A 26,726-nucleotide genomic window follows, 5' to 3' on the forward strand; every position below is an offset into this window, starting at 1 on the left:
CACATCGGGTGACCGCCATTTGGAGGCACTGAACCGTTCGGGTGTCCCGCAGTCCGGGATACTCGGCCACGGAGGGGTGTTCCGAGTGCGGTCCCAGGGCCTTGGACCGGTAGCCTTTCGCAATGAAAACTAGTCCCGTGCAATGGGACTGATACCTGGGAGGTGTGTGGATGCGGCTCGCAGTGATCCCAGGAGACGGGATCGGGCCCGAGGTCGTCGCCGAGGCCCTGAAGGTGCTCGGTGAGGTCGTTCCAGCGGCTGAGATCACCCGCTACGACCTCGGCGCGGCGCGCTGGCACGCCACAGGTGAACTCCTGCCGGAGTCCGTGCTGGGCGAACTGCGCCAGCACGACGCGATCCTGCTCGGTGCGGTGGGGGACCCGTCGGTCCCCAGCGGCATCCTGGAACGCGGCCTGCTGCTCCGGCTCCGGTTCGAGCTCGACCACCACGTGAACCTGCGCCCGGCGCGGCTCTACCCCGGTGTGCGCAGCCCGATCTCCGACCCGCCGGAGATCGACATGGTGGTCGTGCGGGAGGGGACCGAAGGCCTGTACGCGGGCAACGGCGGCCTGCTGCGCAAGGACACGCCGCACGAGATCGCCACCGAGGTGTCGATCAACACCTCGTTCGGCGTGGAGCGGGTGGTGCGCGACGCGTTCGCCCGCGCCGCGAACCGGCCGCGCAAGCACCTCACGCTGGTGCACAAGACCAACGTGCTCACGCACGCGGGCTCGCTGTGGTCGCGGGTCGTGGAGGAGGTGTCGTTGCAGCACCCCGACGTGACGGTCGCGTACCAGCACGTGGACGCCGCGACGATCCACCTGGTCACCGACCCGGGCCGGTACGACGTGATCGTCACCGACAACCTGTTCGGCGACATCCTGACCGACCTGGCGGCGGCCGTGACCGGCGGCATCGGGCTGGCGGCGTCGGGCAACCTCGACGTGACGCGGCGCAACCCGAGCATGTTCGAGCCGGTGCACGGCAGCGCGCCGGACATCGCGGGCCAGGGCATCGCCGACCCGACGGCGGCGGTCCTGTCGGTGGCCCTGATGCTCGACCACCTGGGCCAGTCGGAGTCGGCGCGCCGGATCGAGGCGTCGGTGGCGTTCGACCTGGCCACCCGCGACCACGCGTCGCCGGGCGCCACCTACGCGGTCGGCGACCGCCTGGCGGCCCTGGTGTCGTCGAACGTCCGGACCGGCTGAGCGCCGGAGTATGCACGAGGGCCACCGCGGCGCCGCCGCGGTGGCCCTCGCTTTCCGCACGAGGCGCCCGCGGGGTTCGCCACCGGTAGCCGGACCCATCATGTGGGACAACCCGTCCGTGGCTTGGTATGCGCGGGAGGGGTGTGGCACCATTCCGGACGTGGCTCTCCACGCCGTGATCATTATCGCCCAGCGCGCCGGGTAGTGCTCCTGAGAAGCACCCGGCGCGCCGACCTCCCGCATCCTGCGGGGGGTCTTTTTGTTTTCCGAGATCCCCAAGGAGACCTCTCGTGACCCCCCTCGGCGATTCCTTCCACGTCTACGACACGACCCTGCGCGACGGTGCCCAGCGCGAGGGCATCACCTACTCGGTCACCGACAAGCTGGCCGTGGCGCGGCTGCTCGACTCGCTGGGCGTGGGGTTCGTGGAGGGCGGCTGGCCGGGCGCGCTGCCGAAGGACACCGAGTTCTTCGCCCGCGCCGCCGCGGGGGACCTGACGCTCAAGCACGCGCAGCTCGTCGCGTTCGGCTCCACCCGCAAGGCGGGCGTCCGGGTCGAGCAGGACGCCCAGGTCAGGGCACTGCTGGACAGCCGGGCGCCGGTCGTGACGCTGGTCGCCAAGTCCGACCGCAGGCACATCGAGAAGGCCCTGCGGACCGACGTCGCGGAGAACTGCGCGATGGTGCGCGACACCGTGCGCTTCCTCGTCGACGAGGGCCGCCGCGTGTTCCTCGACGCCGAGCACTTCTTCGACGGCTTCGCGTTCGACCCGGACACCTCGCTGCGCGTGCTGGAGTCCGCGGCGGAGGGCGGCGCGGACGTCGTCGTGCTGTGCGACACCAACGGCGGGCAGCTGCCCCTGGGGCTCGCCGAGACCGTCGCCGACGTGGTGGCCCGCACGGGCTTCCGGGTCGGCATCCACTGCCAGGACGACACGTCCTGCGCCGTGGCCAACACCCTCGCCGCGGTGCAGGCGGGCGCGACCCACGTCCAGTGCACCGCGAACGGCTACGGCGAGCGGGCGGGCAACGCCGACCTGTTCGCCGTGGTGGGGAACCTCGTGACCAAGCTCGGCCTCCAGGTGCTGCCGCACGAGTCGCTGGCCGAGCTGACCCGCGTGTCCCACGCCCTCGCCGAGATCGCGAACATCGCACCCGACACCCACCAGGCCTACGTCGGGTCGTCGGCCTTCGCCCACAAGGCGGGGCTGCACGCGAGCGCGATCAAGGTCGACCCGGAGCTGTACAACCACATCGACCCGGGGACCGTCGGCAACGACATGCGGGTGCTGGTCACCGAGATGGCGGGCCGGGCCAGCCTCGAGCTCAAGGGGCGCGAGTTCGGGATCGACCTGGCCCGCCGGCCCGACGCGCTGACGAACGCGGTGCGCCGGGTGAAGGAATTGGAGGCGGGCGGCTGGTCGTTCGAGGCCGCCGACGCCTCCCTGGAGCTGCTCATGCGCGACGAGCTGTCCGAACTGGACGCGCCGCCGTTCCGGCTGGAGTCCTACCGGGTCGTGCTGGACCACCAGCAGGACGGCACGATCGTGTCCGAGGCCACGGTCAAGGTGCACGTCGCGGGGGAGCGGGTCATCGCCACCGCCGAGGGCAACGGCCCGGTGCACGCGCTGGACGCCGCCCTGCGGAAGGCGCTGCTGCCCCACCTGTCCTGGTTGGACGCCGTGGAGCTGAACGACTACAAGGTCCGCATCCTGCCCGGGACCCGGCAGAACCCGGCCGAGCACGGCACCGACGCCGTCACCCGCGTGCTGGTGGAGTCCACCGACGGCGAGCGCGAGTGGACCACCGTGGGCGTGCACGGCAACATCGTCGAGGCGAGCTGGCTGGCCTTGTGCGACGCGCTCGCGCACAAGGCCATGCGGGTCAGCCCGTCACCGGCCTGAGCCCCTCCCGCGCCGGCACGTCCACCAGCGGGAAGGAGACGACGTGCCGTCGGGGCAGCCGTGCGCGACGAACACCAGGCCCCGGGCCCGCGACCGCGCCCACGGCGCCCCGGTCGTCGTTCGGGGGTGGGCACACCGGTGTCCGCGACACCCCGTGGAGGACCGACCCGTCGCCGAAGCGCGGGGTGCTGTCACGGCTCGCGACGACGGTGCCGATCCGCCTGCCGTCGGTGTGCCGGAGGACGCCGCCCGCCGCTCGCGGTGACGGGCGGGGTGCCCGCTTCGAGCGGGGTCGGCGCCGCCGGGCCGGCTGGGCCGTGGCGACCGGGAGCGCGACGGCGGGCAGCACCGCCCTCATCCCGTCACCAGGGTCAGGCCCTCCGCCGCCAGGACGCGGTTGAGCGGGTAGAACCAGGTCGTGCCGCCGCTGGTGCAGCTGCCGGAGCCGCCGATCACGTGGCCCTGGGCCTGGGAACCGCTGAACACCGCGACCCAGTGGTCGCGGCCGTCGGGGCACAGGTTCGTGCGCGTCAGGCCGGTGATGGTGCCGCCGGGGAAGGACACCGTGGCGTTCTTCTGCTGGACGGTGCCGCACCGCAGACCGGTGACGCCGCCCACCCGGCAGACCGAGCCGCCGACGGCGGTCTCGGCGGAGCCGGTGATCGTGCCGGGCGCACCGGCGACGGTGGGCCGCTGGACCCAGGCGGCCGGGTTGGTGATGGTGACCACCGCGTACGTCGGTCGGACCGCGGTGATCGGTCCGACGACGACGCCGCCGGGACCGCTGACCAGCGTGCCGACCGGACCGCAGGAGGTCGGGACGAGCAGGTGGCCGCGGGCGTTGAAGCCGTTGGGGCAGCGCCCGCCGCCGGCGGCGGTGAGCGGGGTGCCCGCTTCGAGCGGGGTCGGGGCGACGGCGGCGGCGGGGGCGGCCGTCCCCAGTAAGAGGGCGAGGGCGATCAGCAGGGTTCGCATCCTCCTGACGCTAGGCACGGACGGTGCGGTTTCAAGCCGCCGGTTAGGGTGTTCGGCGTGCGCATTGCCCGTATCGCCCAGCCCGACGGCCTGGCCTTCGCCGAGATCCGCGGCGACGGCGACGACCTGACCGCGGTCGAGATCGCCGACGACCCCTTCGCGAACCCGACGTTCACCGGCCGGTCCTGGCCGCTGGCGGACGTCCGGCTGCTGGCGCCGTTCCTCCCGCCCAAGATCGTCGCGATCGGCCGCAACTACGCCGAGCACGCCGCCGAGATGGGCAACGAGGTGCCCGCCGAGCCGCTGATGTTCCTCAAGCCGAACACCGCGGTCATCGGCCCGAACGCCGAGATCAAGCTGCCCGCGGTGTCCGAGCGGGTCGACTTCGAGGGCGAGTTGGCCGTGGTGGTCGGCGTCGGCGGCCGGGACATCCCCGCGTCGCGGGCGTGGCAGTCGGTCCTCGGCTACACGATCGCCAACGACGTCACCGCGCGCGACCTCCAGAAGACCGACGGGCAGTGGACGCGCGCCAAGGGCTTCGACACGTTCTGCCCGCTCGGCCCGTGGGTGGAGACCTCGTTCGACCCGTCCGACGTGGCGATCCGCACCGAGGTGGACGGCGTCGTGAAGCAGGACTCGCGGACCTCGCTGCTGATCCACGACATCCCCGGGCTGATCGAGTACATCTCGTCGGTGATGACGCTGCGCCCGCTCGACGTGATCCTCACCGGCACCCCCGCCGGTGTCGGCCCGCTGACCGCCGGGCAGACCGTGTCCGTCACCGTCGAGGGCCTGGGCACGCTGACCAACACGGTCTCCGAGCGCTGACCCGTCAGCTCCGCTCGATGCGCTCGGGCGCGCGGCGGGCGAAGCCCGGCGCGTGCTCGGGCAGCAGCCCGATGCCGACGACGTAGGCGGGCACCACCTGGAGCGCGGGGAACCGCCGCACCAGCCGCACGGGCAGGGGGACCTTCCCCGCCGTCGCGCCGGGGCCGCCGGCGAGCACCGGCGCGAGGAACGAGTCCTGGACGCGCCGCTGTGCCGCCTGCACCGCCGCGGTGGGCAGCCACCGGCGGCGGCGCACCTTCGCCAGCACCCGCGGCGCCAGCGCGCCGCGGCGCAGGGGACCGGCCACGATCCGCGCGGCGGCCACCGCGTCCTGCACGGCCAGGTTGATGCCGACCCCGCCGATGGGCGACATGGCGTGCGCCGCGTCGCCGATGCACACCAGGCCGTCGACGTGCCAGCGCCGCAACCGGTCGATCCGCACGTCGAGCAGCTTCACGTCGTCCATCGACGCGATCTCGTCCACCCGGTCGCCCAACCACGGCACCAGGGCCGCCACCCGCGCCCGGAACGCCTCGACGCCCTCCTCCCGCAGCGCCCGGTCGGTGCCCTTGCGGATGAGGAAGGCGACCTGGAAGTAGTCGCCCCGGTCGATCAGCACCAGGCCGCTGCCCCCGCCGAACCTGCCGGTCGCGCCCTCCGTCTCGTCGGACCGGCGCGACAGGCGGAACCACCACACGTCCATCGGCGAGCCGTAGCCGCGCGCCGGGAGCCCCGCCGCGTCGCGCACCAGCGAGCGCCTGCCGTCGGCGGCGACCACGAGGTCCGCGGCCAGCTCGCCGGTGCCGCCGTCCGCGGTGCGGTAGCGGACGCCGGTGACCCGGTCGCCCTCGCGGAGCAGGCCGACCGCCTCGGTGCCCATCCGCAGCGCGAAGGTCTTCTCGCGCCTGCCCGCGTCCGCCAGCAGGTCGAGGAAGTCCCACTGCGGCACCATCGCGATGTGCCGGTGCGGGCCGCGCAGCCGCGACATGTCGCCCATCGTCACCGGGCCGTCGTCCAGCAGCACCTGGACGCGCTGCACCAGCCGGTGCGGCACCTCGGCGAACGACGGCCCCAGCCCCAGTTCGTCCAGCAGCGTCAACGTCGACGCGTGCACCGTGTCGCCGCGGAAGTCGCGCAGGAAGTCGCCGTGCTTCTCCAGCACGGTCACCTCCACGCCCGCGCGGGCCAGCAGCAGCGCGCACACCACGCCCGCCGGTCCGCCGCCGACGACCACGACGCCTGTCCTCTCCATGGTCCACCCCTCAGATTTCAACACCAGTTGAATAACTTGAGCATGCTCCCGCGAAACGGCTTGGTCAAGCCGGATAGGCTGATCGGGTCATGAGCGCATCAGCAGCATCCCCAGAGGTCCGCGTCCGCTTCTGCCCGTCGCCGACCGGCACGCCCCACGTGGGGCTCATCCGCACCGCCCTGTTCAACTGGGCGTACGCCCGCCACGTGGGCGGCACCGTGGTGTTCCGGATCGAGGACACCGACGCGGCCCGCGACTCCGAGGAGTCGTACCTCTCGCTGCTCGAAGCGATGCGCTGGCTGGGCATCGACTGGGACGAGGGTCCCGAGGTCGGCGGCCCGCACGCGCCGTACCGGCAGTCCCGGCGGCGCGACCTCTACGACGACATCGCCAAGCGCCTGTTCGAGGCGGGCGAGCTGTACGAGTCGTTCTCCACGCCCGAGGAGGTCGAGGCGCGGCGCAGGGCGGCCGGCCAGGACCCCAAGCTCGGCTACGACGGCTACGACCGCGACCTCACCGACGAGCAGAGGGCCGCGTACCGCGCCGAGGGCCGCAACCCGGTGCTGCGCCTGCGCATGCCCGACCGCGACATCACGTTCGACGACCTGATCCGCGGCGAGGTCACGTTCAAGGTGGGCAGCACGCCCGACCCGGTCATGGTGCGCGCCAACGGCGACCCGCTGTACCCGTTCGTGAACCCCGTCGACGACGCGCTCATGGGCATCACCCACGTGCTGCGCGGCGAGGACCTGCTCCCGTCGACCCCGCGCCAGGTCGCCCTGTACGAGGCGCTGACCCGGATCGGCGTGACCACGTCCACCCCGCTCTTCGGCCACCTGCCCTACGTCATGGGCGAGGGCAACAAGAAGCTGTCCAAGCGCGACCCGCAGTCGAACCTGTTCCTCTACCGCGACCGCGGCTTCGTGCCCGAGGGCCTGCTGAACTACCTCGCGCTGCTCGGCTGGTCCATCGCCGACGACCGCGACATCTTCTCGATGACCGAGATGGTCGAGGCGTTCGAGCTGTCCAAGGTCAGCGCCAACCCGGCCCGCTTCGACCTGAAGAAGGCCGAGGCGATCAACGCCACGCACCTGCGCGCGCTGCCCGTCGAGGAGTTCGTCAGCCGCGTGGTGCCGCACCTCGTCAAGGACGGCGTGCTGCCGGCCGAGCCCACGCCCGAGCAGCTCGCCGTGCTCGCCGGCGTCGCGCCGCTCGTGCAGGAGCGGCTGGTCGTGCTGTCCGAAGCGTCCGGGATGGTCCGGTTCCTGTTCGTCGCGGAGCAGGACTTCGCGCCCGAGGAGGACTCCGCGGCCAAGGCGCTCGGCGAGGACGCGCGCCCCGTGCTGGAGGCGGCGATCGCCGCCCTGGAGCCGCTGCCCGAGTGGACGACCGCCGCGATCGAGGAGGCGCTCAAGGTGTCCCTTGTGGACACGTTGGGCCTCAAGCCGCGCAAGGCCTACGCCCCCGTGCGGGTTGCCGTGACGGGCCGTACCGTCTCGCCTCCGCTGTACGAAAGCATGGAACTGTTGGGCCAAAGTCGCTCGATCGGGCGATTGCGGCGCGCGCTCGGGGCAATCTGACTGGTGCGATCGGGCGGTTCGGCGGTGCTTGATCGTGCAAGCACCGCCAGATATCACCTCTCTGGTCGAGTCGGACGAGGGGTGACCGCACCTAGCCTCACGGGGTGACAACCGCAGCCCCGACCTTCACCCCTCGGAGAACCGGCGAGATCCGGGCAGTGTGCCTCGACGTCGACGACACCCTGGTCGACTACAGCACCTCGTCCCGGGCCGCCCTGGCCGCGATGGTCGGCAACGCCGACGCGTGGCCGCTGTGGCAGCGCATCACCGATGAGCACTGCTCCCGCCTCCTCGCCGGCGAGCTCGAGTACGAGAGCATGCGCAACATCCGCACGCGCGCCTTCTTCGCGGCCCTCGGCGAGGAGCTGGACCAGGAGGAGGCGACCCGGCGGGAGCTGCGCCGCCAGGAGGTCCTCGCGTCGGGCTGGCGGTTGTTCCCCGACGTCGTGCCCTGCCTGGAGTGGCTGCGGGCCACCGGTCTGCCCGTGGCTGCCGTCAGCAACGCCTCGGGACGCCACCAACGGGTGAAAATCGCGGCCCTCGGGCTGGCCCAGTACTTCGACACCGTCCTCATCGCGGGCGAGGTCGGCGCCGCCAAGCCGGACCGGGTGATCTTCGACACCGCGTGCGCCGACCTCGGCGTCGAGCTGGGCGACGCGATCCACGTGGGCGACCGGCTGCACGCCGACGCCATCGGCGCCCGCGACGCCGGCATGAGGGGCGTCTGGCTCAACCGGCTGGGCCCTCGCGACGGCGGGCTGCCCACCGGCATCTCGGCCATCTCCAGCCTCGCTGAGCTGCCCGAACTCCTCGTCTGCGAGCTGTCGGCAGCCTCCGTGTGACCCCCGATTTCCGTTCCGCCGGGCTCGTGGTCTAGTATTCCTCCCGGCGGAACGGAGAGCCCCCGAAACCCCGAGGACAAGATCCCGGGAGGACGGGTAGGCTCGCCGGGAAACCAATGGGGTATGGTGTAATTGGCAGCACGACTGATTCTGGTTCAGTTAGTCTAGGTTCGAGTCCTGGTACCCCAGCTGCAACGGTGGAAAGAAAGACCTGCTAGACTACCGGAGCAACAGAGCAAGACCCCGGATTTGGTGAGAGCCTCCCGGATCTGATAAACTGAATATAACGGAAGTTCCCAGGGCCCCGTCGTCTAGCGGCCTAGGACGCCGCCCTCTCAAGGCGGTAGCGAGGGTTCGAATCCCTTCGGGGCTACACGGAAATCCCCCCACCCCATCGCGGGTGGGGGGATTTTCCTTGTGTGCCGACCGCCCTCCGGGAGCCCGTGGCGCCCCACCGGGTGATGAGGGCGCCACGGGCTCCTGCGGTGCTCAGAGGCGTGACTGGAGGGCTTCCGCGGCCGCCAGGAGGTCTGCGGCCCACCTCGCCCCCGGACGGCGGCCCATGCGGTCGATGGGGCCCGAAACGGATACCGCGGCGACCACCGCGCCGGAACTGTCGCGCACCGGCGCGGAAACGCTCGCGACGCCCGGTTCCCGTTCCGCCACGCTTTGTGCCCAACCCCGGCGGCGCACTTCCAACAAAGTGCGCTCGCCGTAAACGGCGTCCGCGAGAACGGCTCGCTGGGTGCCCGGGTCGGACCACGCGGCCAATACCTTCGCGCCCGATCCGGCGGTCATCGGCAAACGTGCACCGATCGGCACGGTGTCACGCAAACCGCTCTGCGGTTCCGCGGAGGAGACACAGATCCGCTGCATCCCGTCCCGCCGGTACAACTGGACGCTCTCGCCCGTGATGTCGCGCAAGCGCGGCAACACCGACGACGCCGCGTCGAGCAGCGGGTCGGTCGCGCCACCCGCCAGCTCCGCCAGTGCCGCGCCGGGCCGCCAGCGGCCGTCGGAACCCCGCCGCAGCAACCGGTGCACCTCCAGGCCGACCGCCAACCGGTGCGCGGTCGCCCGGGGCAGACCCGTCCGGTTGCACAACTCGGCGAGCCCACACGGATCCTTTGCGACGGCGTTCAAGACAGCCACTGCCTTGTCCAACACGCCGATCCCGCTATGCTGTCCCACAAGCCGATACTAACTTCCCACTGTCTGGGAAGTCCAGATCTATCGACTGTCCAGATCTTGGGAGAGTTGCGATGAGCCGCACGCTCGCGGAGAAGGTGTGGGAAGCACACGTCGTGCGCCACGGGAGTGGCGCCGAGCCGGACCTGCTCTACATCGACCTCCACCTGCTGCACGAAGTGACCAGCCCGCAGGCGTTCGACGGCCTGCGCCTCGCGGGGCGCCGCCTGCGCCGCCCCGACCTCACCATCGCCACGGAGGACCACAACGTCCCCACCGTGGACATCGACCTCCCCATCGCCGACCCGGTGTCGCGCACGCAGGTCGAGACGATGCGCAAGAACTGCGCCGAGTTCGGCGTCCGGCTGCACCCCATGGGCGACTTCGAACAGGGCATCGTGCACGTCGTGGGTCCGCAGCTGGGCCTCACGCAGCCGGGCATGACGGTCGTCTGCGGTGACAGCCACACCTCGACGCACGGCGCGTTCGGCGCGCTGGCGTTCGGCATCGGCACCTCCGAGGTCGAGCACGTGATGGCGACCCAGACGTTGCCCATGCGGCCGTTCAAGACCATGGCGATCACCATCGACGGGCAGCTCGCGCCCGGGGTCACCGCGAAGGACGTGATCCTCGCGGTCATCGCGAAGATCGGCACCGGCGGTGGCCAGGGCTACGTCGTGGAGTACCGGGGCAGCGCGATCGAGGCGCTGTCGATGGAAGCCCGCATGACGATCTGCAACATGTCGATCGAGGCCGGGGCCCGCGCGGGCATGATCGCGCCCGACCAGACCACGTTCGACTACCTCCGGGGCCGCCCGCACGCGCCGTCCGGCGAGCGCTGGGACGAGGCCGTCGCGTACTGGAAGACGCTGCGCAGCGAGGACGACGCCGAGTTCGACGCCGAGGTGCGCCTGGACGCCGCCGAGCTGACGCCGTTCGTCACGTGGGGGACCAACCCCGGCCAGGGCCTGCCGCTGACCGACCGGGTGCCGGACCCCGAGGCGATCCTCGACGAGCACGAGCGGGTCGCCGCCGAGAAGGCGCTGGCCTACATGGGCCTGGAGGCGGGCACCCCGCTGCGCGACATCCACGTCGACACCGTGTTCCTCGGCTCCTGCACGAACGGCCGCATCGAGGACCTGAGGGCCGCCGCGGACGTGCTGAAGGGCCACAAGGTCGCCGACGGCGTCCGGATGCTCGTCGTGCCCGGCTCCATGCGGGTGCGCGCGCAGGCGGAGTCCGAAGGGCTGCACGAGGTGTTCCTGGCGGCGGGCGCCGAGTGGCGCCAGGCCGGCTGCTCGATGTGCCTGGGCATGAACCCGGACCAGCTCAAGCCGGGTGAGCGCAGCGCGTCCACCTCCAACCGCAACTTCGAGGGCAGGCAGGGCAAGGGCGGTCGCACCCACCTGGTCTCGCCGCTCGTGGCCGCCGCCACCGCCGTGCGGGGCACCCTGTCGTCGCCCGCCGACCTGGTCTGAGGGAGTTCTACAACCATGGAAGCGTTCACCACGCACACCGGGGTCGGCGTTCCGCTGCGCAGGTCCAACGTGGACACCGACCAGATCATCCCGGCCGTCTACCTCAAGCGGGTCACCCGCTCCGGCTTCGAGGACGGCCTGTTCGCCGCCTGGCGCTCCGACGAGCACTTCGTGCTCAACCAGGAGCCCTTCAAGGCGGGCAGCGTGCTCGTCGCCGGGCCCGACTTCGGCACCGGCTCGTCCCGCGAGCACGCCGTCTGGGCGCTCATGGACTACGGCTTCCGGGTGGTCATCTCCTCCCGGTTCGCCGACATCTTCCGGGGCAACGCGGGCAAGCAGGGGCTCCTGGCCGCGCAGCTGGAGCAGTCCGATGTCGAATTGCTCTGGAAGGTGCTGGAGAACGACCCGGGCACCCCGGTGACCGTCGACCTCACGAACAACACGGTCACCGCCAAGGACTTCACCGCCCGCTTCGGGATCGACGAGTACACCCGCTGGCGGCTGCTGGAGGGATTGGACGACATCGCCCTGACCCTGCGGCACGCCGATGAGGTGACCGAGTTCGAGCGGGGAAGGGCGGCTTGGCTGCCCACCACCGATCCGCTGCCCACCCGGTAGTCGAAGGGGTCGGATTTCGCCTCTAGCAGCGGAAATCCGACCCCTTCGTTTCCGCCGGGGCCTCCCGGGGCGTCCCTCGAAGGGTCGTAATCGCCCACGCCACAACGGAAAATCTGGCGTGGCGATTGGTATTTCCTTGCATATGGGCTTACCGTGGGCAATCAGTCGGCCCGAGCTAAGGGCCGTGAGCGTCCTGGGAGGGACTGAAGGTGAACAAGGCCCAGCTCATCGAGGCGCTCGCCGAGCGCCTTGGCGACAAGAAGAACGCGGCTGCCGCTGTCGACGGCATCGTCGACGTGATCGTCCGCAGCGTCCACAAGGGCGAGAAGGTCAACATCACCGGCTTCGGTGTCTTCGAGAAGCGTGCCCGTGCGGCCCGCACCGCTCGCAACCCGCGCACCGGTGAGACCGTGAAGGTCAAGAAGACCAACGTTCCCGCGTTCCGCGCGGGTTCGACGTTCAAGGACGTCATCAGCGGCACCAAGAAGCTGCCGCGCGTGACGGCCGCGAAGCCCGCTGCCGCCAAGCCGGCGGCAGCTGCCGCCGCCAAGCCGGCCGCGGCCACGAAGGCCCCGGCCACGCGCGGCACCACGGCGCGTTCGACGCGTGCCACCGGCACCACCACGCGCGCCGCTGCCGCCGCGACGAAGGCCCCGGCGACCCGTCGGACCGCCGCGGCCGCGAAGCCCGCCGCCACCGCCACCAAGGCCGCGCCTGCGAAGAGCACCGCGACCAAGGCGGCCGCCCCGGCCAAGGCCACCACCGCGAAGGCGACGGCGGCCAAGACGACCGCGGCGAAGGCCCCGGCCGCCAAGAAGGCGACCACGGCCAAGGCGACCACCGCCAAGGCCACGACGGCGGCGGCCAAGGCCGCCACCCCGGCGGCGGCGAAGACCGCCACCCCGGCGGCGGCGAAGGCCACCACCTCGGCCGCGGCGAAGCCCGCGGCCAAGAAGGCCCCGGCCAAGAAGAAGTGACCCTGAGCCGGGTGATCGCCGGCCAGGCACAGCAGTTCCAGGCGCTCAGGGCCCGGTGCGGACGCGCACCGGGCCCTGAGCCTGTTTTCAGGGTGGGCGCCGGCCGTTCGGCGCTCAGCGGCCGTCTCGGCGCCCGCGGTCCGACGACGCCGGCCGGTATCAGCCGCAAGACCACACTTACGGGTTAACAAGTTCGGGTTTCGCGCCTTTCCGCCCGCGCGGCCGGTGACCGACCCCGCTACCGGGAGAGGTGAAAGCCGGACCACGCGGCGGAAGTCGGCGCCACGGCGTGGAATCCGCGGCGGAATGGGCCGGGGCTTTTCGGCCTCCCGAACTCCGCACCCGTGAACGCCGGAACCCGCCGTCCGGAACCCACCGTGCCGACGCGCATTCCCGCGTTACCCGACCGGCCGCACCACGAACCCGTCCGGCCCAGTCGTGGCGGGACGGACGCGGACCCGCTGTACCCGTCAGGTGGTCGGCGCGGCCAACGCGGTGGGCATGTAGTGCGCCGAGACCAGTCGCGGCCAGCCCGTGGACGAGTCCGAAGTGGACCAGCCCGGCGCCGGGCGGCGGAACGCCAGCAGCCAGGCGCTGCCCTTCTTGCACGGCACGTCGGGCAGGTGCAGGCCGCCCAGGTCGGCCAGGGTGGAGACGACGTCCGGGATCACCCCGCCCTGGCTGGAGACGACCGGCGTGCCCGGGCCGTCGGCGATCTCCAGCAGCCGGACCAGGCCCGCCTCGCGGTCGGGCCAGTAGCCCTCCTCGGACAGCCGGGGCTCCAGCAGCACGCCCACGCCGAGGTCGTCCGCGACGCCCCGCACCGTGTCCACGCACCGCGCGCGCGGTGCGGCGTGCACCCGCGACGGACCCCACAGCGGCAGCAGCGACCGCAGCCCGGCCGCCTGCCGCCAGCCCGCCGAGCTGAGCGGCCTCAGGTCGTCGTCACCCGGCCAGTTGTCCCGCTTGCCCGCCTTCGCGTGCCGCACCAGCAGCAGGGTCGCCAGGTCCGCCGGTTCGGCCGCGAACCGCTCCAGCACACGCCGGTCGCCGTCCCCCGTCACCAGCGCCGCCGCCTCGGCGACCGGGAGCCAGCGCAGTTCGTCCACCTCGTCGTTGGGCTCGAACGCACCCGACCCGACCCGGGCGCTGAAGTAGTCCACGACCTTCGGCTTGCCGAACGCCTCGTAGGACACCCGGCACAGGTACCGCCCGAGCACGGCGTGGAAGCCGGTCTCCTCGCGAACCTCGCGCACCGCGGCCGCGGGCACCGTCTCGCCCGGGTCGAGCTTTCCCTTCGGCAGGGACCAGTCGTCGTAGCGCGGCCGGTGCACGACCGCCACGGAACCCTCGCGCCACAGCACGGCGCCGGCAGCCCTGATCACGTGGTTCACCCCTGCGCGCGGTGCGCCCGCAGCAGTTCGGTCTGGTGGTCGCGCACGCGGCTCCCGTCGGACGGCGACGCCTCCCACTCGCCGTCGGGCTGGAGCACCCAGCAGCGGGTCGTGGGCTCCAGCGCCGAGTCGAGCATGGAGTCGAGCTGCGCGGTGAGCTTCGGGTCGGTCACCCGCACCTGGACCTCGACGCGCCGGTCGAGGTTGCGGTGCATCATGTCGGCGCTGCCGATCCAGTGCTCGCCCGCGCCGACGAAGTGGAACACCCGCGAGTGCTCCAGGAACCGGCCGAGGATCGAGCGGACGTGGATGTTCTCCGACAGGCCCTCGATGCCGGGCTTGAGCGAGCACACGCCGCGCACGACGACCTGCACCGGCACGCCCGCCTGCGACGCCCGGTACAGCGAGTCGATGACCTGCTCGTCCACCAGCGAGTTCACCTTGATGCGCACGCCGGCGGGCCGGCCGGCCCGGACGTGCTCCACCTCGCGCTCGATGCGCTCCACGATGCCGCGCCGCACGCCGTAGGGCGCGACGAGCAGGCTGCGGTAGTGGTCCTGCCGGGCGTAGCCGGTGAGCACGTTGAACAGGTCGGTCAGGTCCGCGCCGATGGTCGGCTCGGCGGTGAGCAGGCCGACGTCCTCGTACAGCCGGGCCGTCTTCGGGTTGTAGTTGCCGGTGCCGATGTGGCAGTAGCGCTGGATGCGCGAACCCTCCTGGCGCACCACCAGCGACGTCTTGCAGTGCGTCTTGAGGCCCATCAGCCCGTACACGACGTGCACGCCCGCCTTCTCCAGCGCGCGCGCCCACTTGATGTTCGCCTGCTCGTCGAACCGGGCCTTGATCTCCACCAGCGCCACGACCTGCTTGCCGGCCTCGGCCGCGTCGATGAGCGCGTCGACGATCGGGGAGTCGCCGGACGTGCGGTACAGGGTCTGCTTGATGGCCAGCACGCGCGGGTCGGCCGCGGCCTGCTCGATGAACCGCTGCACGGACGTGGAGAACGAGTCGTACGGGTGGTGCACGAGCACGTCGCCCTCGCGCAGGGTGGCGAAGATGCTCTTGGGCGTCTCCCGCTCGCCGAACGCCGGGGGCGTGGCGGGCACGAACGGCGCGTCCTTGAGCTGCTTGCGGTCCACGCCGTAGAGCTGCCACAGGCACGACAGGTCCAGCAGGCCGGGCACCTGGACGACGTCGTGCGGGTCGACCTCCATCTCCCGCAGCAGCCGCTCCAGCATGTTCTCGGTCATGTCGTCGGCGACCTCCAGGCGGACCGGGGGGCCGAACCGGCGGCGCGCCAGCTCCCGCTCCAGCGCCTGGAGCAGGTCCTCGTCCTGGTCCTCCTCGACCTCCAGGTCGGCGTTGCGGGTGACCCGGAAGGCGTGGCACTCGACGACGTGCATGCCCGCGAACAGCTCGCCCAGGTGCGCCGCGATCAGCTCCTCCACGGGCAGGAACGTCGCCGTCGGGCTGGTGCGGTCGTTCTCCACGCGCACCAGGCGCGGCACGTTGTCGGGCACCTTGATGCGCGCGAACCGCTCCGCGCCGCCCTCCGGGTCGCGCACCGTCACGGCCAGGTTCAGCGACAGGCCGGAGATGTAGGGGAACGGGTGCGCGGCGTCCACGGCCAGCGGCGTGAGGACCGGGAACACCTGGTCGGTGAAGTAGTTCGACAGGCGCAGCCGCTCGAACTCGCTGAGCTGCGCCCAGTTGACGATGCTGATGCCGTGCTTCTCCAGCTCCGGCTGCACGTGGTCGAGGAACGCGCGGGCGTGCTGCTCGACCAGCTCCTGGGCGCGCTTGGACATGTTCGCCAGCTGCTCGCGCGGGGTGAGGCCGTCCGCGCTGCGCACCGACAGGCCCGTCTCGTCGCGGCGCTTCAGACCGGCGACCCGCACCATGTAGAACTCGTCGAGGTTCGAGGCGAAGATCGCCAGGAACTTCGCCCGCTCCAGCAGTGGCTGGGACGCGTCCTCGGCCAGCGCCAGGACCCGGGCGTTGAAGTCCAACCAGGACAGTTCCCGGTTGAAGTACCGGTCGTCGGGCAGGTCGGCCTGCGCCTCGGTGGCGGTGGCGGCGGGCGGTGAGCTCGGGAACGGGCGGGCGGGCGTCTCCGGCTTCGGCTGCACCGCCGCCGGCGCACCGTCCGTGGGCGCCCGGCGGGCGGCCGGTCGCGGTCGGCGCTTCGGCGCCCCAGGCGTGGGCGCGCCCGCGGCGGGTGCGCTCGCGGCGGGCGTGGCCCGCGGCGTCCTGGAGCGTCGCTTCGGCGCAGGCTGCTCAGGCGTGTTGTCCGTGCTCACGAACAGTATTGTCCACCAATTCCGGGCCACTCGCGCCGATCGGAGCCGGCCGGGAGGTGAACTCCCCGTCACACCGGCCGCAGCAGACCGCGCACCGCACCCGAGCCGTCACGCACGAGCGCCACCCGCTGGCCGGGGCGCAGCACCCGCCACCCGCCCTCGGCCACCGCGGCGGCCGGGACGTCCACGAGAACGCCGTCGTCGCGCAGCACTGTCGCCGACCCGTCCGGGTGGTGCGCGCTCACGGTCGCCTGCTCGGTCACACCGCCAAGCTAACCGATCCCGCGGGCGCCCGGCCCCCACCCCGCCGGCCCCACCCCGCCGGCCCCACCCCCTCGGCCCCGTCCCCTCAGCCGCACACCGGCGCGAGGACCGCCGCCGTCCGGGCGCCCAGCCCCAGCGCCGCCGCGGACCCCAGGTCCTCCGCCGTGTCCACGTCGTGCCGCAGCGACGGCCACGGCCCGATCAGCGCCGCCGCGCCCGACGCCGCGTGCGCCGCCGCCGACCCCGCGCCGAACGACGGGTCCAGCGCGCCGCCGGGCGCGGACAGCAGCACCGTCGTCCCCGTGCCCTGGCGGTCCGGGACGAACGACCGGCCCGTCGCCGCCGCCAGCGCCGCCGCGAGTTCGGCGGTCCGCAACGCGGGCAGGTCGGCCTGGAGCGCCCCCACGACCGACGAGGCGTCCCGCGCCCGCAGCACCCCCCAGCCGAACCGCAGCGACTCGTTCAACCCCTCCGGCCCGGCGATCGACTCGACGCCCAGCGCCCGCAGCTCCGCCGCCACCGCGCGATCGGACGTGACGACCACCACACGGCGCACGGCGGGCAGGGCGGCGGTGACGGTGTCGAGCGCGAACGCCAGCGCGAGCGCCGGCCGGTCCAGCCCCACGAGTCGCGACTTGGCCCGGTCCAGCGTCTTGACCGGCACCACCAGGTCCACTTCGGCTCCCACCCCGCCATACTCCCCGATGCCGGACTCCCCGATGCCGGCTGGACCTGGCCGGGGCCTCCGGGGAAGACTCCAGGTCCACGAACGGAGAGGGAGTGCACGTGGCCAGAGAGAAGGGCGGCTTCTGGGTCGGGTTCGCCGCGGTGGTCTTCTACCCGTCGACCGCCGTGATGGCGCGCCGGCGCACGGAGGGCGGCGAGCGGCTCCCCCGGAAGGGCGGCGCGCTGGTCGTGATGAACCACGTGTCCCACCTGGACCCCGTCTACGACGCGGTGTTCACGCACGAGCAGGGGCGCGTGCCGCACTTCCTGGCCAAGCACGGCCTGTGGAACGTCCCGGTGCTCGGCTCCGTGCTCAAGGGCGCCCGCCAGATCCCCGTCTACCGCGGCACGTCCGACGCCCAGCAGAGCCTGCGCGCCGCCCACGACGCCCTGGAGCAGGGCCTGGTGGTGATCATCTACCCGGAGGGCACGATCACCCGCGACCCCGACGGCTGGCCGATGGGTTCCCGCACGGGCGTGGCGCGGCTCGCGCTGGAGCACGACGTGCCGGTGCTGCCCGTCGCCCGCTGGGGCACCCGCGACGTCTACGACCACTACCGCCGGAAGTTCCGGCCGCTCCCGCGCAAGACCGTCGTGACGAAGGTCGGCGAGCCGGTCGACCTGTCCGCCCACCGCGCCCGGCCGCAGAACCTCGCCCTGCTGCGCGAGGTCACCGACCTGCTGATGGGCGAGGTGAAGGGCCTGCTCGCGGAGATCCGCGAGGAGCAGGCGCCGGACGGCTTCTACTCGGCGAAGAAGTCCTGACGTGGACCGGGTCGCGGTGCTGGGCGCCGGGTCGTGGGGCACCGCCTTCGCCAAGGTGCTCGCCGACTCCGGCACGGACGTGGTGCTGTGGGCGCGGCGCGCCGAGGTGGCCGACGCCATCTCGACGGGCCGGGTGAACACCGACTACCTGCCGGACGTGGTGCTGCCGGCGAACCTGACCGCCACCGCCGACGCCGACGAGGCGCTCGACGGCGCGCGGGCCGTGGTGCTGGCCGTGCCGAGCCAGACGCTGCGGGGGAACCTCGCCGGCTGGCGCCCGTCGCTGCCGCCCGGCGCCACGCTGGTCAGCCTGGCCAAGGGTGTCGAGCTGGGCACGCTCAAGCGGATGAGCGAGGTCGTCCGCGAGGTCGCCGGGGTGCCGGAGGACCAGGTCGCCGTGGTGACCGGGCCGAACCTGGCCAAGGAGATCGCGGCCGAGCAGCCGACCGCCACGGTCATCGCGTGCACCGACCACGACAGGGCGGTGGAGTTGCAGCACGCCTGCTCCAACTCCTACTTCCGGCCGTACACGAACGTCGACGTCGTCGGCTGCGAGCTGGGCGGGGCGTGCAAGAACGTCATCGCGCTGGCGTGCGGCATGGCGGCGGGCATGGGGTTCGGCGACAACACGATGGCCTCGATCATCACCCGCGGCCTGGCCGAGACGGCGCGGCTGGGCGCGGCGCTGGGCGCCGACCCGCTGACGTTCGCGGGCCTGGCCGGCCTGGGCGACCTGGTGGCGACGTGCGCCTCACCGCTGTCGCGCAACCGGTCGTTCGGTGAGAGGCTCGGTCGCGGCGATTCCCTGGCGCGGGCGCAGGAGGCGGCGCACGGGCAGGTCGCCGAGGGCGTGAAGTCGTGCTCGTCGATCCGCGAGCTGGCCGCGCGCCACGACGTGGACATGCCCATCACCGAGGGCGTGCACCAGGTGTGCCACGAGGGGCTCGACCCGCGCGTGCTCACCGCGGCGCTGCTCGGGCGGGAGCGGAAGGCGGAACGGCAGTGAACGACGTCGGCCGGTGGGGCGACGGCACGCGGGTCGTGCACACGACGCCGGCGGTGGCGGGGGAGCCGTTCACCGCGGGGCCCGTGTTCGCGTCGGCGTACCACCTGGGCGGCGCGGACACCTACGGCCGCGCGCACAACCCGACGTGGCGGGTGCTGGAGGAGGCGCTGGGCGGGCTGGAGGGCGGCACGACCGTGCTCTTCCCGTCCGGCATGGCGGCGATCTCGACGCTGCTGCGCGTCGTGCTCGCCCCCGGCGACACCGTCGTCGTGCCCGGCGACGGCTACTACCTGACCCGCGCGCTGGTCGCCGGGATGCCCGTGGAGGTCGTCGAGGCGCCCACCGCCGGGCCGTACCCGTCGTTCGACGGCGTGCGGCTGGTGCTGCTGGAGTCGCCGTCCAACCCGGGGCTCGACGTGTGCGACATCGCGGCGCTCGCCGAGGCCGCGCACGCCGCCGGCGCGCTGGTGGCGGTGGACAACACGACCGCGACGCCGCTCGGGCAGCTGCCGCTGGCGCTGGGCGCGGACGTCGTGGTGAGCAGCGACACCAAGGCCGTGGCCGGGCACAGCGACGTGCTGCTCGGGCACGTCACCGCGGCCGACCCGGAGCTGGCGGAGGAGGTCCGCGCGGCCCGCACCACCGGCGGCGCGATCCCCGGCCCGTTCGAGGCGTGGCTGGCGCACCGCGGGCTCGGCACGCTCGACCTGCGGCTCGCCCGGCAGGCGGAGAACGCCGCCGCGCTGTACGACGCGCTCAAGGCGCACCCGGCCGTGACCGGGCTGCGCTGGCCCGGCGCGCCCGAGGACCCGGCGCACGCCGTGGCGGCCAGGCAGATGCGCCGCTTCGGCGGCGTGCTGACCTTCGTGCTGGCGGACGCGGACGCCGTCGCGGCGTTCCTGGCGCGCTCGGAGCTGGTGTACGCGAGCACCAGCTTCGGCGGGCTGCACACGAGCCTCGACCGGCGCGCCCAGTGGGGCGACCCGGTGCCGGAGGGCCTGGTCAGGCTGTCCGCGGGCTGCGAGGACACCGGGGACCTGGTGGCCGACGTGCTGAAGGCCCTCTGAAGTTCGCCCCAACGGGTCCATTTCGTGGGACGTGGTTGCGGGGGTGGCGGGTCGCTGCCACCCTCGTCGTCATGTCCTTCCGCGCCATGATCGACGGGCGGGGTCACATCGACCTCGGCCTGGTCGCCAGCGCACTCTGTTCCTGTCGGTGATCGCCCCGCGTCCCGCGAGCAGTCGACGCTCGCCACCCACGGCACCCCGAAGAAGGAACCTGATGTTCGCCGTTCCGGAGAACACGATCGCCCTGCCCCAGTCGCACGCCGCGCCGCACCCGGTGCGGATCGCGCTCGACGTGGCGGCGCGGCGAGAGCGCTGGGCCCACCTGCTCCGCTACGACCCCGACACCCGCTTCGCCGCCCTCGTCGAGCGCACCGACGAGCAGGAGGTGTGGCTGATGAGCTGGCTGCCCGGCCAGCACACCGACCTGCACGACCACGGCCCGACGACCGGCGCGTTCACCGTGGTCGGCGGCTCGCTGACCGAGGTGGTCGCGTCCCGCGGCCACCAGGTGCTGCACAACCTGGTGGCCGGCCAGTCGCGCGTGTTCGGGCCCGACTACGCCCACCAGGTGCGCAACGACGGCGTCGACCCCGCCGTCACGATCCACGTCTACCGCGACGGCGGGCGCACCGTCCGCCCGGTGCGGTTCGACCCCGTCGGCTAGCGCCCGCCGTCAGGTCCTGTTCACGACGTGCGGCGGGACGTCCCAGTCGCCCACCAGCGCCGGGTCCGACTCCGCCGCGCCCCACGAGGTGCGCAGCGGCAGCACGCCCGCCCACCGCGCGTTCGCGGCGACGTCGTCCTCCTCGTCGCCGGGCGGGCCGCTGCGGATCTTCACCGACGCCTCGGCGAGGTCGAGCGCCAGCACCGACGTCGCGGCCAGCTCCTTCGGCGTCGGCTGCCGGGCGTAGTCCCACGAGCCGGGCGCGATGTGCTCGGTGAGGACGCGCAGGGCGTGCGCCTTGGCGTCCGGGTCGGTGACCGGGACGGCCGTGCCGTGGACGACGGCCGCGCGGTAGTTCATCGAGTGGTCGAACACCGAGCGCGCGTAGACGACGCCGTCCAGGAGGGTCACGGCGACGCACACCGGCACGCCGCGCGCGGCCTCGCGGAGGCTGCGCGCGCCGGTCGAGCCGTGCAGGTAGAGGGTGTCGCCGTCGCGGCCGTAGCCGGTGGGCAGCACGAGCGGCGCGTCGTCCACGACGACGGCGAGGTGGCACACCAGGGCGGCGTCGAGGACGGCGTGCAGGTCGGCGCGGTCGGTGGCGGCGCGGTTGCTCCCGCGCCTGATCGTGCTGCGCGGCGTCGGTGACAGGGTCATGCGATCAGCTTCTCCGGTAGAGTGGCTATTCTCAAGTGCCAATTCCCGGCGTTTCGAGGAGGCCACTGTGTCGGAGACCGCGCTCGCCGTCTCGCTGGACCGCGCGTCGGGCGAGCCGCTGGCCGTGCAGCTCGCGGAGGCGCTGCGCACGGCCGCCGCCGACGGCAGGCTGCGCAGCGGCGACCGGCTGCCGTCCACCCGGGCGCTGGCCGAGCGGCTGGGCGTGAGCCGGACCGTGACGGCGGCGGCCTACGAGCAGCTGCACGCCGAGGGCTGGATCGCCGGGCGGCACGGGTCGGGCACCTACGTGACCACCACCCCGCCGGGGGCGCTGCGGGCGCGCACCCGCCGTGCCGCGGCGCCCGCCGTGCCGTCCGGGGTGCTCGACCTGGCGCCCGGCGCGCCGTGGGCGGAGGGGTTGGACCGGGCGGCGTGGCGGCGGGCGTGGCGGGCGGCGGCGGACGTGCCGCCGCTGTTCCGGCCCGCGCGCGCCGGGCTGCCCGAGTACCGCGCCGTGGTCGCCGAGCACCTGCTGCGCCACCGCGGCCTGGCCGTGCGCGGCGGGCTGCGCGAGGAGCACGTGCTGGCGACCGGTGGCACCACCGCCGCGCTGGTCGAGCTGGCGGCGGCCGTGCTGGAACCCGGTGACGCGGTGGCCGTGGAGGAGCCCGGCTACCAGCGCGCCGTGTCCGCCCTGCGGTCGGCGGGCGTGCGGGTCGTGCAGGCGCCCGTGGACGAGGAGGGCATCCTCGTCGACGCCGTGCCGGCGGGCGTGCGCGGCGTGTACTGCTCGCCCGCGCACCAGTACCCGATGGGCGGGCGCATGTCGGCCGGGCGGCGGGTGGCCCTGGTGGAGCGCGCCCGCGCCGAGGGGTGGCTGGTCGTGGAGGACGACTACGACGGCGAGCTGCGCTACGACGTCGCCCCCCTGCCGCTGCTGGCCGCGCTCGCGCCGGACGTCGTGGTGCACCTGGGCACGACGAGCAAGATCCTCACCCCGACGCTCGGCGCGGGCTGGATGGTGGCGCCCGAACCCGTCGCCACCGCCGTCCTCGCCCACCGCGACGAGACCGGCACCAGCCCGTCCGCGGCGGGGCAGCGCGTGCTGGTCGAACTCGCCCGCAACGGCGACCTGGGCCGGCACCTGCGCAAGCTCCGGCGCGAGCTGTCCGAGCGCCGGGCCCTGCTCTCCGCCGCCTTCGCCGAGGCGGGCATCCCCGTGCTGGGCGACGACGCGGGCGCGCACATCGTCGTGCCCCTGCCCACCGCGCAGGCCGAGCGCGACGTCCTCGCCGAAGCACTGGCCCACGGCCTGCGCCTGGACGGCCTGGGCCGCCACCACGCCGGCCGCCCCGGCGTCCACGGCGCCGCGATCGGCTACAGCGCCTGCTCGCGCGACCAGCTCACCGCCGCGATCCCCACCCTCATCCCCGTCCTCACCCCGAGAGTCCGACCCCCGGGTCGCGAGAGTCCGACACCGGACTCTCGCGACCCGGGCGTCGGACTCTCGCGACGTCCGAGTTCCACGGTCGCGGTGGGGGTTACGCCATCCGGGTAGGGTCCGAGCCATGACACAGCGCAAGACCAAGGTCGCCGTGGTGTTCGGCGGGCGCAGCAGCGAGCACATGGTCTCCTGCCTGTCCGCCGGCAGCGTCCTCCCGCACCTGGACCGCGAGCGGTTCGAGGTGGTGCCGGTGGGGATCACCGAGGGCGGCGCGTGGGTGATCGGCGCCGACGACACGAAGGCGCTGGAGGTGCGGGACCGGCAGCTGCCCACCGTCGCCTCCCTGGTCCCGGTGTCCGGCGGCGAGCTGGTCCCGGTGACCCCCGACGCGGTGCTGGGCGACGTGGACGTGGTCTTCCCCGTCCTGCACGGCGCGTGGGGCGAGGACGGCACCGTCCAGGGCCTGCTGGAGCTGGCCGACATCCCCTACGTCGGCCCCGGCGTCCTGGCGAGCGCGGTCGCCATGGACAAGGAGTTCACCAAGCGCCTCCTCAAGGACGCGGGCCTCCCGGTCGGCGAGTTCGCGATCCTGCGCCGCGACGAGCAGACCCTGGCCGACGCCGACCGCGAGCGGCTCGGCCTGCCGGTCTTCGTGAAGCCCGCCCGCGCCGGGTCGTCGGTCGGCATCTCCAAGGTCGTCGACTGGTCCCACCTGGACAGCGCGATCGCGCTGGCCCGCAAGACCGACCCGAAGGTCATCATCGAGGCCGCGGTGACCGGCCGCGAGGTCGAGTGCGGCGTGCTGGAGTTCCCGGACGGCCGCGTCGAGGCGTCGCTGCCCGCCGAGCTGCGCATCGTCGGCGGCGCGGTCGACTGGTACGACTTCGACGCCAAGTACCTCGACGACGTCGCCGAGTTCGACATCCCGGCCAAGCTCGACGAGCACGTCGCCCGCGACCTGCGCCGGATGGCCGTCGCCGCGTTCCGCGCGCTCGACTGCCAGGGCCTGGCCCGCGTCGACTTCTTCGTCACCGAGTACGACGAGCTGGTCGTCAACGAGGTCAACACGATGCCCGGCTTCACACCGATCTCGATGTACCCGGCGATGTGGGCGAAGACCGGCGTGGACTACCCGTCGCTGCTCACGACGCTCGTGGAGACCGCGATCGCCCGGGGCACCGGCCTGCGCTAGTCACCCCCGCGTGTCCACGGGGCCCTTGGCGAGGGTGTCTCGGATCGTCGTCGAGATGTCCTGCAGGGGCCCCGTGCCCGCGTCCGACGGCACGGTCAGCGCCACGTACACCGGCCGGTCCACCGCGTACCAGGTCGACGTGGCACCCTCGGACAGCACCAGCCAGTCGACGTCGGAGATCGTCCGCAGGGTGGAGGTCGGCGTGAGGTCAGCCGGTCGGTCCAGACCGCACCGCAGCACGATCGGCTCGTGCGCCGCGTCGCCCCACGCCACCGCGCTCGGAGGGGCGGGGGGCGCCAGTTCGCGGCGCGGCAGCGTGGCGCCGTTGGACAGCAGCTGCATCGGCAGCGCGCTCACCAGCGCCGCGCACTCGGCCGACCCGGCGCCCGGCGCGGGCACGGGTACCAGCGCGACGGGGCCGGAGCGGTCGACCGACGGGTCGGCGGGGGCGTCCTTGCCCCCCGCGCCGAGGAAGAGGCCCACGGCCGCCACGCCCGCCGCGAGCAGCGCCGGCAGGCCCAGGGCCACGGCGAGCAGCGGACGGGGGAGCAGCGAGGCGGGTTCCGGTTCCTGTGCCACCCGGTTATGACAGCACGGGCCTACAGGTGGACCACCGGGCAGGTCAGGGTTCGCGTGATGCCCTCCACGTTCTGGATGCGGGCGACCACGAGCTGTCCGAGTTGGTCGACGGTGTCGGCCTCGGCGCGGACGATCACGTCGTACGGGCCGGTGACGTCCTCCGCCTGGGCCACTCCGGGGATGCCGGAGATCTCCGCCGCGACGGCGGCTGCCTTCCCGACCTCGGTCTGGATGAGGATGTATGCGTGCACCACGGCGTGCCCCTTCGTCGCGACAGGTTAGGTCGGGGTAGGAACGTGGACAGCAACGTACCCCAGTCGGGGTTCCGAATGCTCAGAACGGGAGGCAATCTTGCGTCCGGAGCCGCCGCGGAACGCGGACACGGTCGCTGAAGTGGGTGAGTTCGGTCTCATCCGCCGGGTGACGGCAGGTCGGACGCAGCCGCCCACCACCCTGCTCGGCCCGGGTGACGACGCGGCTGTGGTCGCGGCGCCCGACGGCCGCGTGGTGGTGTCCACCGACGTGCTGGTCGAAGGTGTCCACTTCAGACTCGACTGGTCCTCCCCCGAGCAGGTCGGCCGCAAGGCGGCGGCCGTGAACCTGGCCGACGTGGCCGCCATGGGGGCGGTCCCGACGGCCCTCACGATCGGCCTCGCGTGCCCCGCCGACACGCCCTCCTCGGTGGTGGAGGGGATCACCGCCGGGCTGTGGCAGGAGGCCGTCGTCGCGGGGGCGGGCGTGGTGGGCGGCGACATGGTGTCCTCCGCGACACTGGTGATCTCCGTTACGGCGATGGGCGACATGGGCGGGCTGGAGCCCGTGACGCGGTCCGGCGCCCAGGTCGGCGACGTCGTCGCGGTGTGCGGGCGGCTCGGCTGGGCGGCGGGCGGCCTCGCCGTGCTCCAGCGGGGGTTCCGGTCGCCGGTCGCGGTGGTCGGGGCGCAGCGCACCCCCGAACCCCCGTACGCCGCCGGGCCGCAGGCCGCCGCCGCGGGCGCGACGGCGATGATCGACGTCTCGGACGGGCTGCTCGCCGACCTCGGGCACATCGCCGACGAGTCGGGCATCGGCATCGACATCCGCACCGAGTTGCTGGAGGTGCACCCGCGGCTGATCGACGTGGCCGCGGCGCTCGGCGCGGACGCCCGGCACTGGGCGCTCACCGGTGGCGAGGACCACGCGCTGGCCGCGACGTTCCCGGAACCCGCCGCCGTGCCCGAGGGCTGGCAGACCATCGGCACCGTCCGGCACGGCAGCGGCGTCACCGTGGACGGCCGCGCGTACGAGAAACCCCCTGGCTGGGAGCACTGGCGGTAGGTAACCTGACGAATGTGGAACTATGCACGCTCCCGTATGACCATCCGGACTCGGTCAAGCTGATCTCCGAGCTCCAGCAGGTCTACGTCGCCCGCTACGGCGAGGTGGACGTGACCCCGGTGGACCCGGCGCAGTTCTCCGCGCCCCTCGGGCACTTCGTCGTCGGCTACCTCGACGACACCCCGGTGGCCTGCGGCGGGTGGCGCGCGCACGACGTGGCCGAGGAGGCGCTGCGCCCAGGCGACGCCGAGATCAAGCGCATGTACGTCGTCGACTCCCTGCGCGGACGGGGCCTGTCCCGGGTCGTGCTGGCCGCGCTGGAGGACGCCGCGCGGGCCGCCGGCCGCACCCGCATGGTGCTGGAGACCGGCACCCGCCAGCCCGAGGCGATCGGCCTGTACGAGGCCGCCGGGTACGGGCGCATAGACAACTTCGGCGTCTACCGGAATCATCCGGACAGCCTTTGCTACGGGAAGGCGCTCTAGGACCCCGAGGGAGCGG

27 protein-coding genes and 2 tRNA genes are annotated in these 26,726 nt (G+C 73.1%); 18 read left to right on the plus strand and 11 right to left on the minus strand.

Annotated elements, in window-relative coordinates; translation table 11 throughout:
- The first annotated feature begins 170 nt into the window (after nucleotides 1-170).
- Both CKY47_RS20045 and cimA read left to right on the plus strand, forming a co-directional pair.
- Nucleotides 171-1,208, plus strand: coding sequence for a 3-isopropylmalate dehydrogenase (locus CKY47_RS20045; protein ID WP_306747422.1), 1,038 nt, complete (start codon nucleotides 171-173; stop codon nucleotides 1,206-1,208).
- A 290-nt stretch (nucleotides 1,209-1,498) separates the two neighbouring features.
- Nucleotides 1,499-3,112, plus strand: coding sequence for a citramalate synthase (gene cimA / locus CKY47_RS20050; protein WP_306747423.1), 1,614 nt, complete (start codon nucleotides 1,499-1,501; stop codon nucleotides 3,110-3,112).
- Here cimA and CKY47_RS20055 read toward each other — a convergent pair.
- Both CKY47_RS20055 and CKY47_RS20060 read right to left on the minus strand, forming a co-directional pair.
- Nucleotides 3,093-3,470, minus strand: a complete 378-nt coding sequence (locus CKY47_RS20055; protein ID WP_306747424.1) for a hypothetical protein — start codon at nucleotides 3,468-3,470, stop codon at nucleotides 3,093-3,095. The two genes, cimA and CKY47_RS20055, sit on opposite strands and share 20 nt — an antisense overlap.
- Entirely contained in the window at nucleotides 3,467-4,087 is a 621-nt protein-coding gene (locus CKY47_RS20060) for a S1 family peptidase (RefSeq protein WP_306747425.1), read from the minus strand. Before CKY47_RS20060 ends, CKY47_RS20055 begins: the two co-directional genes overlap by 4 nt.
- A gap of 57 nt (nucleotides 4,088-4,144) precedes the next feature.
- Here CKY47_RS20060 and CKY47_RS20065 point away from each other — a divergent pair, with 57 nt between their 5' ends.
- Nucleotides 4,145-4,915, plus strand: a complete 771-nt coding sequence (locus CKY47_RS20065; RefSeq protein ID WP_306747426.1) for a fumarylacetoacetate hydrolase family protein — start codon at nucleotides 4,145-4,147, stop codon at nucleotides 4,913-4,915.
- Between the two features lie 4 nt (nucleotides 4,916-4,919).
- Here the strand turns inward: CKY47_RS20065 and CKY47_RS20070 are convergent, their stop codons facing one another.
- A complete protein-coding gene (locus tag CKY47_RS20070; protein ID WP_306747427.1) occupies nucleotides 4,920-6,167 on the minus strand; it encodes an FAD-dependent oxidoreductase in 1,248 nt (415 codons plus the stop codon).
- Nucleotides 6,168-6,256: 89 nt separating this feature from the next.
- Here CKY47_RS20070 and gltX point away from each other — a divergent pair, with 89 nt between their 5' ends.
- The 4 genes from gltX (at nucleotide 6,257) to CKY47_RS20090 (ending at nucleotide 8,962) form a co-directional block, all read left to right on the plus strand.
- On the plus strand, nucleotides 6,257-7,747 hold the full coding sequence (gene gltX / locus CKY47_RS20075) for a glutamate--tRNA ligase (protein ID WP_306747428.1): 1,491 nt from the start codon (nucleotides 6,257-6,259) through the stop codon (nucleotides 7,745-7,747).
- 104 nt (nucleotides 7,748-7,851) lie between these two features.
- Nucleotides 7,852-8,589 carry an HAD family hydrolase gene (locus tag CKY47_RS20080; RefSeq protein ID WP_306747429.1) on the plus strand — a complete coding sequence of 246 codons (738 nt, stop codon included), beginning with the start codon at nucleotides 7,852-7,854 and terminating at the stop codon, nucleotides 8,587-8,589.
- A 117-nt stretch (nucleotides 8,590-8,706) separates the two neighbouring features.
- Nucleotides 8,707-8,778 (plus strand) — tRNA-Gln (locus CKY47_RS20085).
- Between the two features lie 111 nt (nucleotides 8,779-8,889).
- Nucleotides 8,890-8,962 (plus strand) — tRNA-Glu (locus CKY47_RS20090).
- 116 nt (nucleotides 8,963-9,078) lie between these two features.
- On the opposite strand, the gene CKY47_RS20095 is transcribed toward CKY47_RS20090, so the two are convergent.
- Nucleotides 9,079-9,780, minus strand: a complete 702-nt coding sequence (locus tag CKY47_RS20095; protein ID WP_306747430.1) for an IclR family transcriptional regulator — start codon at nucleotides 9,778-9,780, stop codon at nucleotides 9,079-9,081.
- Between the two features lie 71 nt (nucleotides 9,781-9,851).
- Here CKY47_RS20095 and leuC point away from each other — a divergent pair, with 71 nt between their 5' ends.
- From leuC to CKY47_RS20110, 3 genes are all read left to right on the plus strand, one after another.
- Nucleotides 9,852-11,255: a 3-isopropylmalate dehydratase large subunit gene (leuC, locus tag CKY47_RS20100; protein WP_306747431.1), complete on the plus strand. Its 1,404-nt coding sequence runs from the start codon at nucleotides 9,852-9,854 to the stop codon at nucleotides 11,253-11,255.
- Nucleotides 11,256-11,270: 15 nt separating this feature from the next.
- On the plus strand, nucleotides 11,271-11,873 hold the full coding sequence (gene leuD / locus CKY47_RS20105) for a 3-isopropylmalate dehydratase small subunit (RefSeq protein WP_306747432.1): 603 nt from the start codon (nucleotides 11,271-11,273) through the stop codon (nucleotides 11,871-11,873).
- 209 nt (nucleotides 11,874-12,082) lie between these two features.
- Nucleotides 12,083-12,850: an HU family DNA-binding protein gene (locus CKY47_RS20110; RefSeq protein ID WP_306747433.1), complete on the plus strand. Its 768-nt coding sequence runs from the start codon at nucleotides 12,083-12,085 to the stop codon at nucleotides 12,848-12,850.
- A 470-nt stretch (nucleotides 12,851-13,320) separates the two neighbouring features.
- On the opposite strand, the gene CKY47_RS20115 is transcribed toward CKY47_RS20110, so the two are convergent.
- The 4 genes from CKY47_RS20115 to cofC form a co-directional block, all read right to left on the minus strand.
- On the minus strand, nucleotides 13,321-14,244 hold the full coding sequence (locus CKY47_RS20115) for an NUDIX hydrolase (RefSeq protein ID WP_306747434.1): 924 nt from the start codon (nucleotides 14,242-14,244) through the stop codon (nucleotides 13,321-13,323).
- Nucleotides 14,241-16,373, minus strand: a complete 2,133-nt coding sequence (locus CKY47_RS20120; protein ID WP_371320702.1) for an RNA degradosome polyphosphate kinase — start codon at nucleotides 16,371-16,373, stop codon at nucleotides 14,241-14,243. Before CKY47_RS20120 ends, CKY47_RS20115 begins: the two co-directional genes overlap by 4 nt.
- A gap of 239 nt (nucleotides 16,374-16,612) precedes the next feature.
- Nucleotides 16,613-16,807 (minus strand): hypothetical protein, encoded by a 195-nt coding sequence (locus CKY47_RS20125; RefSeq protein ID WP_306747436.1) that lies wholly within the window; start codon nucleotides 16,805-16,807, stop codon nucleotides 16,613-16,615.
- An 86-nt stretch (nucleotides 16,808-16,893) separates the two neighbouring features.
- The gene (gene cofC / locus CKY47_RS20130; RefSeq protein WP_306747437.1) at nucleotides 16,894-17,496 is read right to left on the minus strand and encodes a 2-phospho-L-lactate guanylyltransferase; all 603 of its coding nucleotides are present in this window, start codon (nucleotides 17,494-17,496) and stop codon (nucleotides 16,894-16,896) included.
- Between the two features lie 98 nt (nucleotides 17,497-17,594).
- Between cofC and CKY47_RS20135 the strand changes: the two genes are divergently transcribed.
- From CKY47_RS20135 to CKY47_RS20150, 4 genes are all read left to right on the plus strand, one after another.
- Nucleotides 17,595-18,299 (plus strand): lysophospholipid acyltransferase family protein, encoded by a 705-nt coding sequence (locus tag CKY47_RS20135; RefSeq protein WP_306747438.1) that lies wholly within the window; start codon nucleotides 17,595-17,597, stop codon nucleotides 18,297-18,299.
- Nucleotide 18,300: 1 nt separating this feature from the next.
- The gene (locus CKY47_RS20140; protein WP_306747439.1) at nucleotides 18,301-19,305 is read left to right on the plus strand and encodes an NAD(P)H-dependent glycerol-3-phosphate dehydrogenase; all 1,005 of its coding nucleotides are present in this window, start codon (nucleotides 18,301-18,303) and stop codon (nucleotides 19,303-19,305) included.
- Nucleotides 19,302-20,372 carry a cystathionine gamma-lyase gene (locus tag CKY47_RS20145; protein WP_306747440.1) on the plus strand — a complete coding sequence of 357 codons (1,071 nt, stop codon included), beginning with the start codon at nucleotides 19,302-19,304 and terminating at the stop codon, nucleotides 20,370-20,372. The genes CKY47_RS20140 and CKY47_RS20145 overlap by 4 nt, the downstream gene beginning before the upstream one ends.
- 214 nt (nucleotides 20,373-20,586) lie before the next feature.
- A complete protein-coding gene (locus CKY47_RS20150; RefSeq protein ID WP_306747441.1) occupies nucleotides 20,587-21,036 on the plus strand; it encodes a cysteine dioxygenase in 450 nt (149 codons plus the stop codon).
- A gap of 9 nt (nucleotides 21,037-21,045) precedes the next feature.
- On the opposite strand, the gene CKY47_RS20155 is transcribed toward CKY47_RS20150, so the two are convergent.
- Nucleotides 21,046-21,693, minus strand: a complete 648-nt coding sequence (locus CKY47_RS20155; RefSeq protein ID WP_306747442.1) for a pyridoxamine 5'-phosphate oxidase family protein — start codon at nucleotides 21,691-21,693, stop codon at nucleotides 21,046-21,048.
- A gap of 67 nt (nucleotides 21,694-21,760) precedes the next feature.
- On the opposite strand from CKY47_RS20155, the gene pdxR reads away from it, so the two are divergent.
- Both pdxR and CKY47_RS20165 read left to right on the plus strand, forming a co-directional pair.
- The gene (pdxR, locus tag CKY47_RS20160) at nucleotides 21,761-23,251 is read left to right on the plus strand and encodes a MocR-like pyridoxine biosynthesis transcription factor PdxR (RefSeq protein ID WP_306747443.1); all 1,491 of its coding nucleotides are present in this window, start codon (nucleotides 21,761-21,763) and stop codon (nucleotides 23,249-23,251) included.
- 10 nt (nucleotides 23,252-23,261) lie between these two features.
- Nucleotides 23,262-24,329 (plus strand): D-alanine--D-alanine ligase family protein, encoded by a 1,068-nt coding sequence (locus tag CKY47_RS20165; protein ID WP_306747444.1) that lies wholly within the window; start codon nucleotides 23,262-23,264, stop codon nucleotides 24,327-24,329.
- Here CKY47_RS20165 and CKY47_RS20170 read toward each other — a convergent pair whose 3' ends face one another.
- Both CKY47_RS20170 and CKY47_RS20175 read right to left on the minus strand, forming a co-directional pair.
- On the minus strand, nucleotides 24,330-24,908 hold the full coding sequence (locus CKY47_RS20170; protein ID WP_306747445.1) for a DUF3515 domain-containing protein: 579 nt from the start codon (nucleotides 24,906-24,908) through the stop codon (nucleotides 24,330-24,332).
- A 20-nt stretch (nucleotides 24,909-24,928) separates the two neighbouring features.
- Complete coding sequence (locus CKY47_RS20175) at nucleotides 24,929-25,162, minus strand: Lrp/AsnC family transcriptional regulator (protein WP_033431506.1); 234 nt, start codon at nucleotides 25,160-25,162, stop codon at nucleotides 24,929-24,931.
- Between the two features lie 97 nt (nucleotides 25,163-25,259).
- On the opposite strand from CKY47_RS20175, the gene CKY47_RS20180 reads away from it, so the two are divergent.
- Both CKY47_RS20180 and CKY47_RS20185 read left to right on the plus strand, forming a co-directional pair.
- Nucleotides 25,260-26,225, plus strand: coding sequence for a thiamine-phosphate kinase (locus CKY47_RS20180; protein ID WP_306747446.1), 966 nt, complete (start codon nucleotides 25,260-25,262; stop codon nucleotides 26,223-26,225).
- A 14-nt stretch (nucleotides 26,226-26,239) separates the two neighbouring features.
- On the plus strand, nucleotides 26,240-26,710 hold the full coding sequence (locus tag CKY47_RS20185) for a GNAT family N-acetyltransferase (RefSeq protein ID WP_306747447.1): 471 nt from the start codon (nucleotides 26,240-26,242) through the stop codon (nucleotides 26,708-26,710).
- Nucleotides 26,711-26,726: the final 16 nt, after the last annotated feature.

Origin of the sequence: Saccharothrix longispora (assembly GCF_030852425.1) — a bacterium.
Lineage (GTDB): Bacteria > Actinomycetota > Actinomycetes > Mycobacteriales > Pseudonocardiaceae > Actinosynnema > Actinosynnema longispora.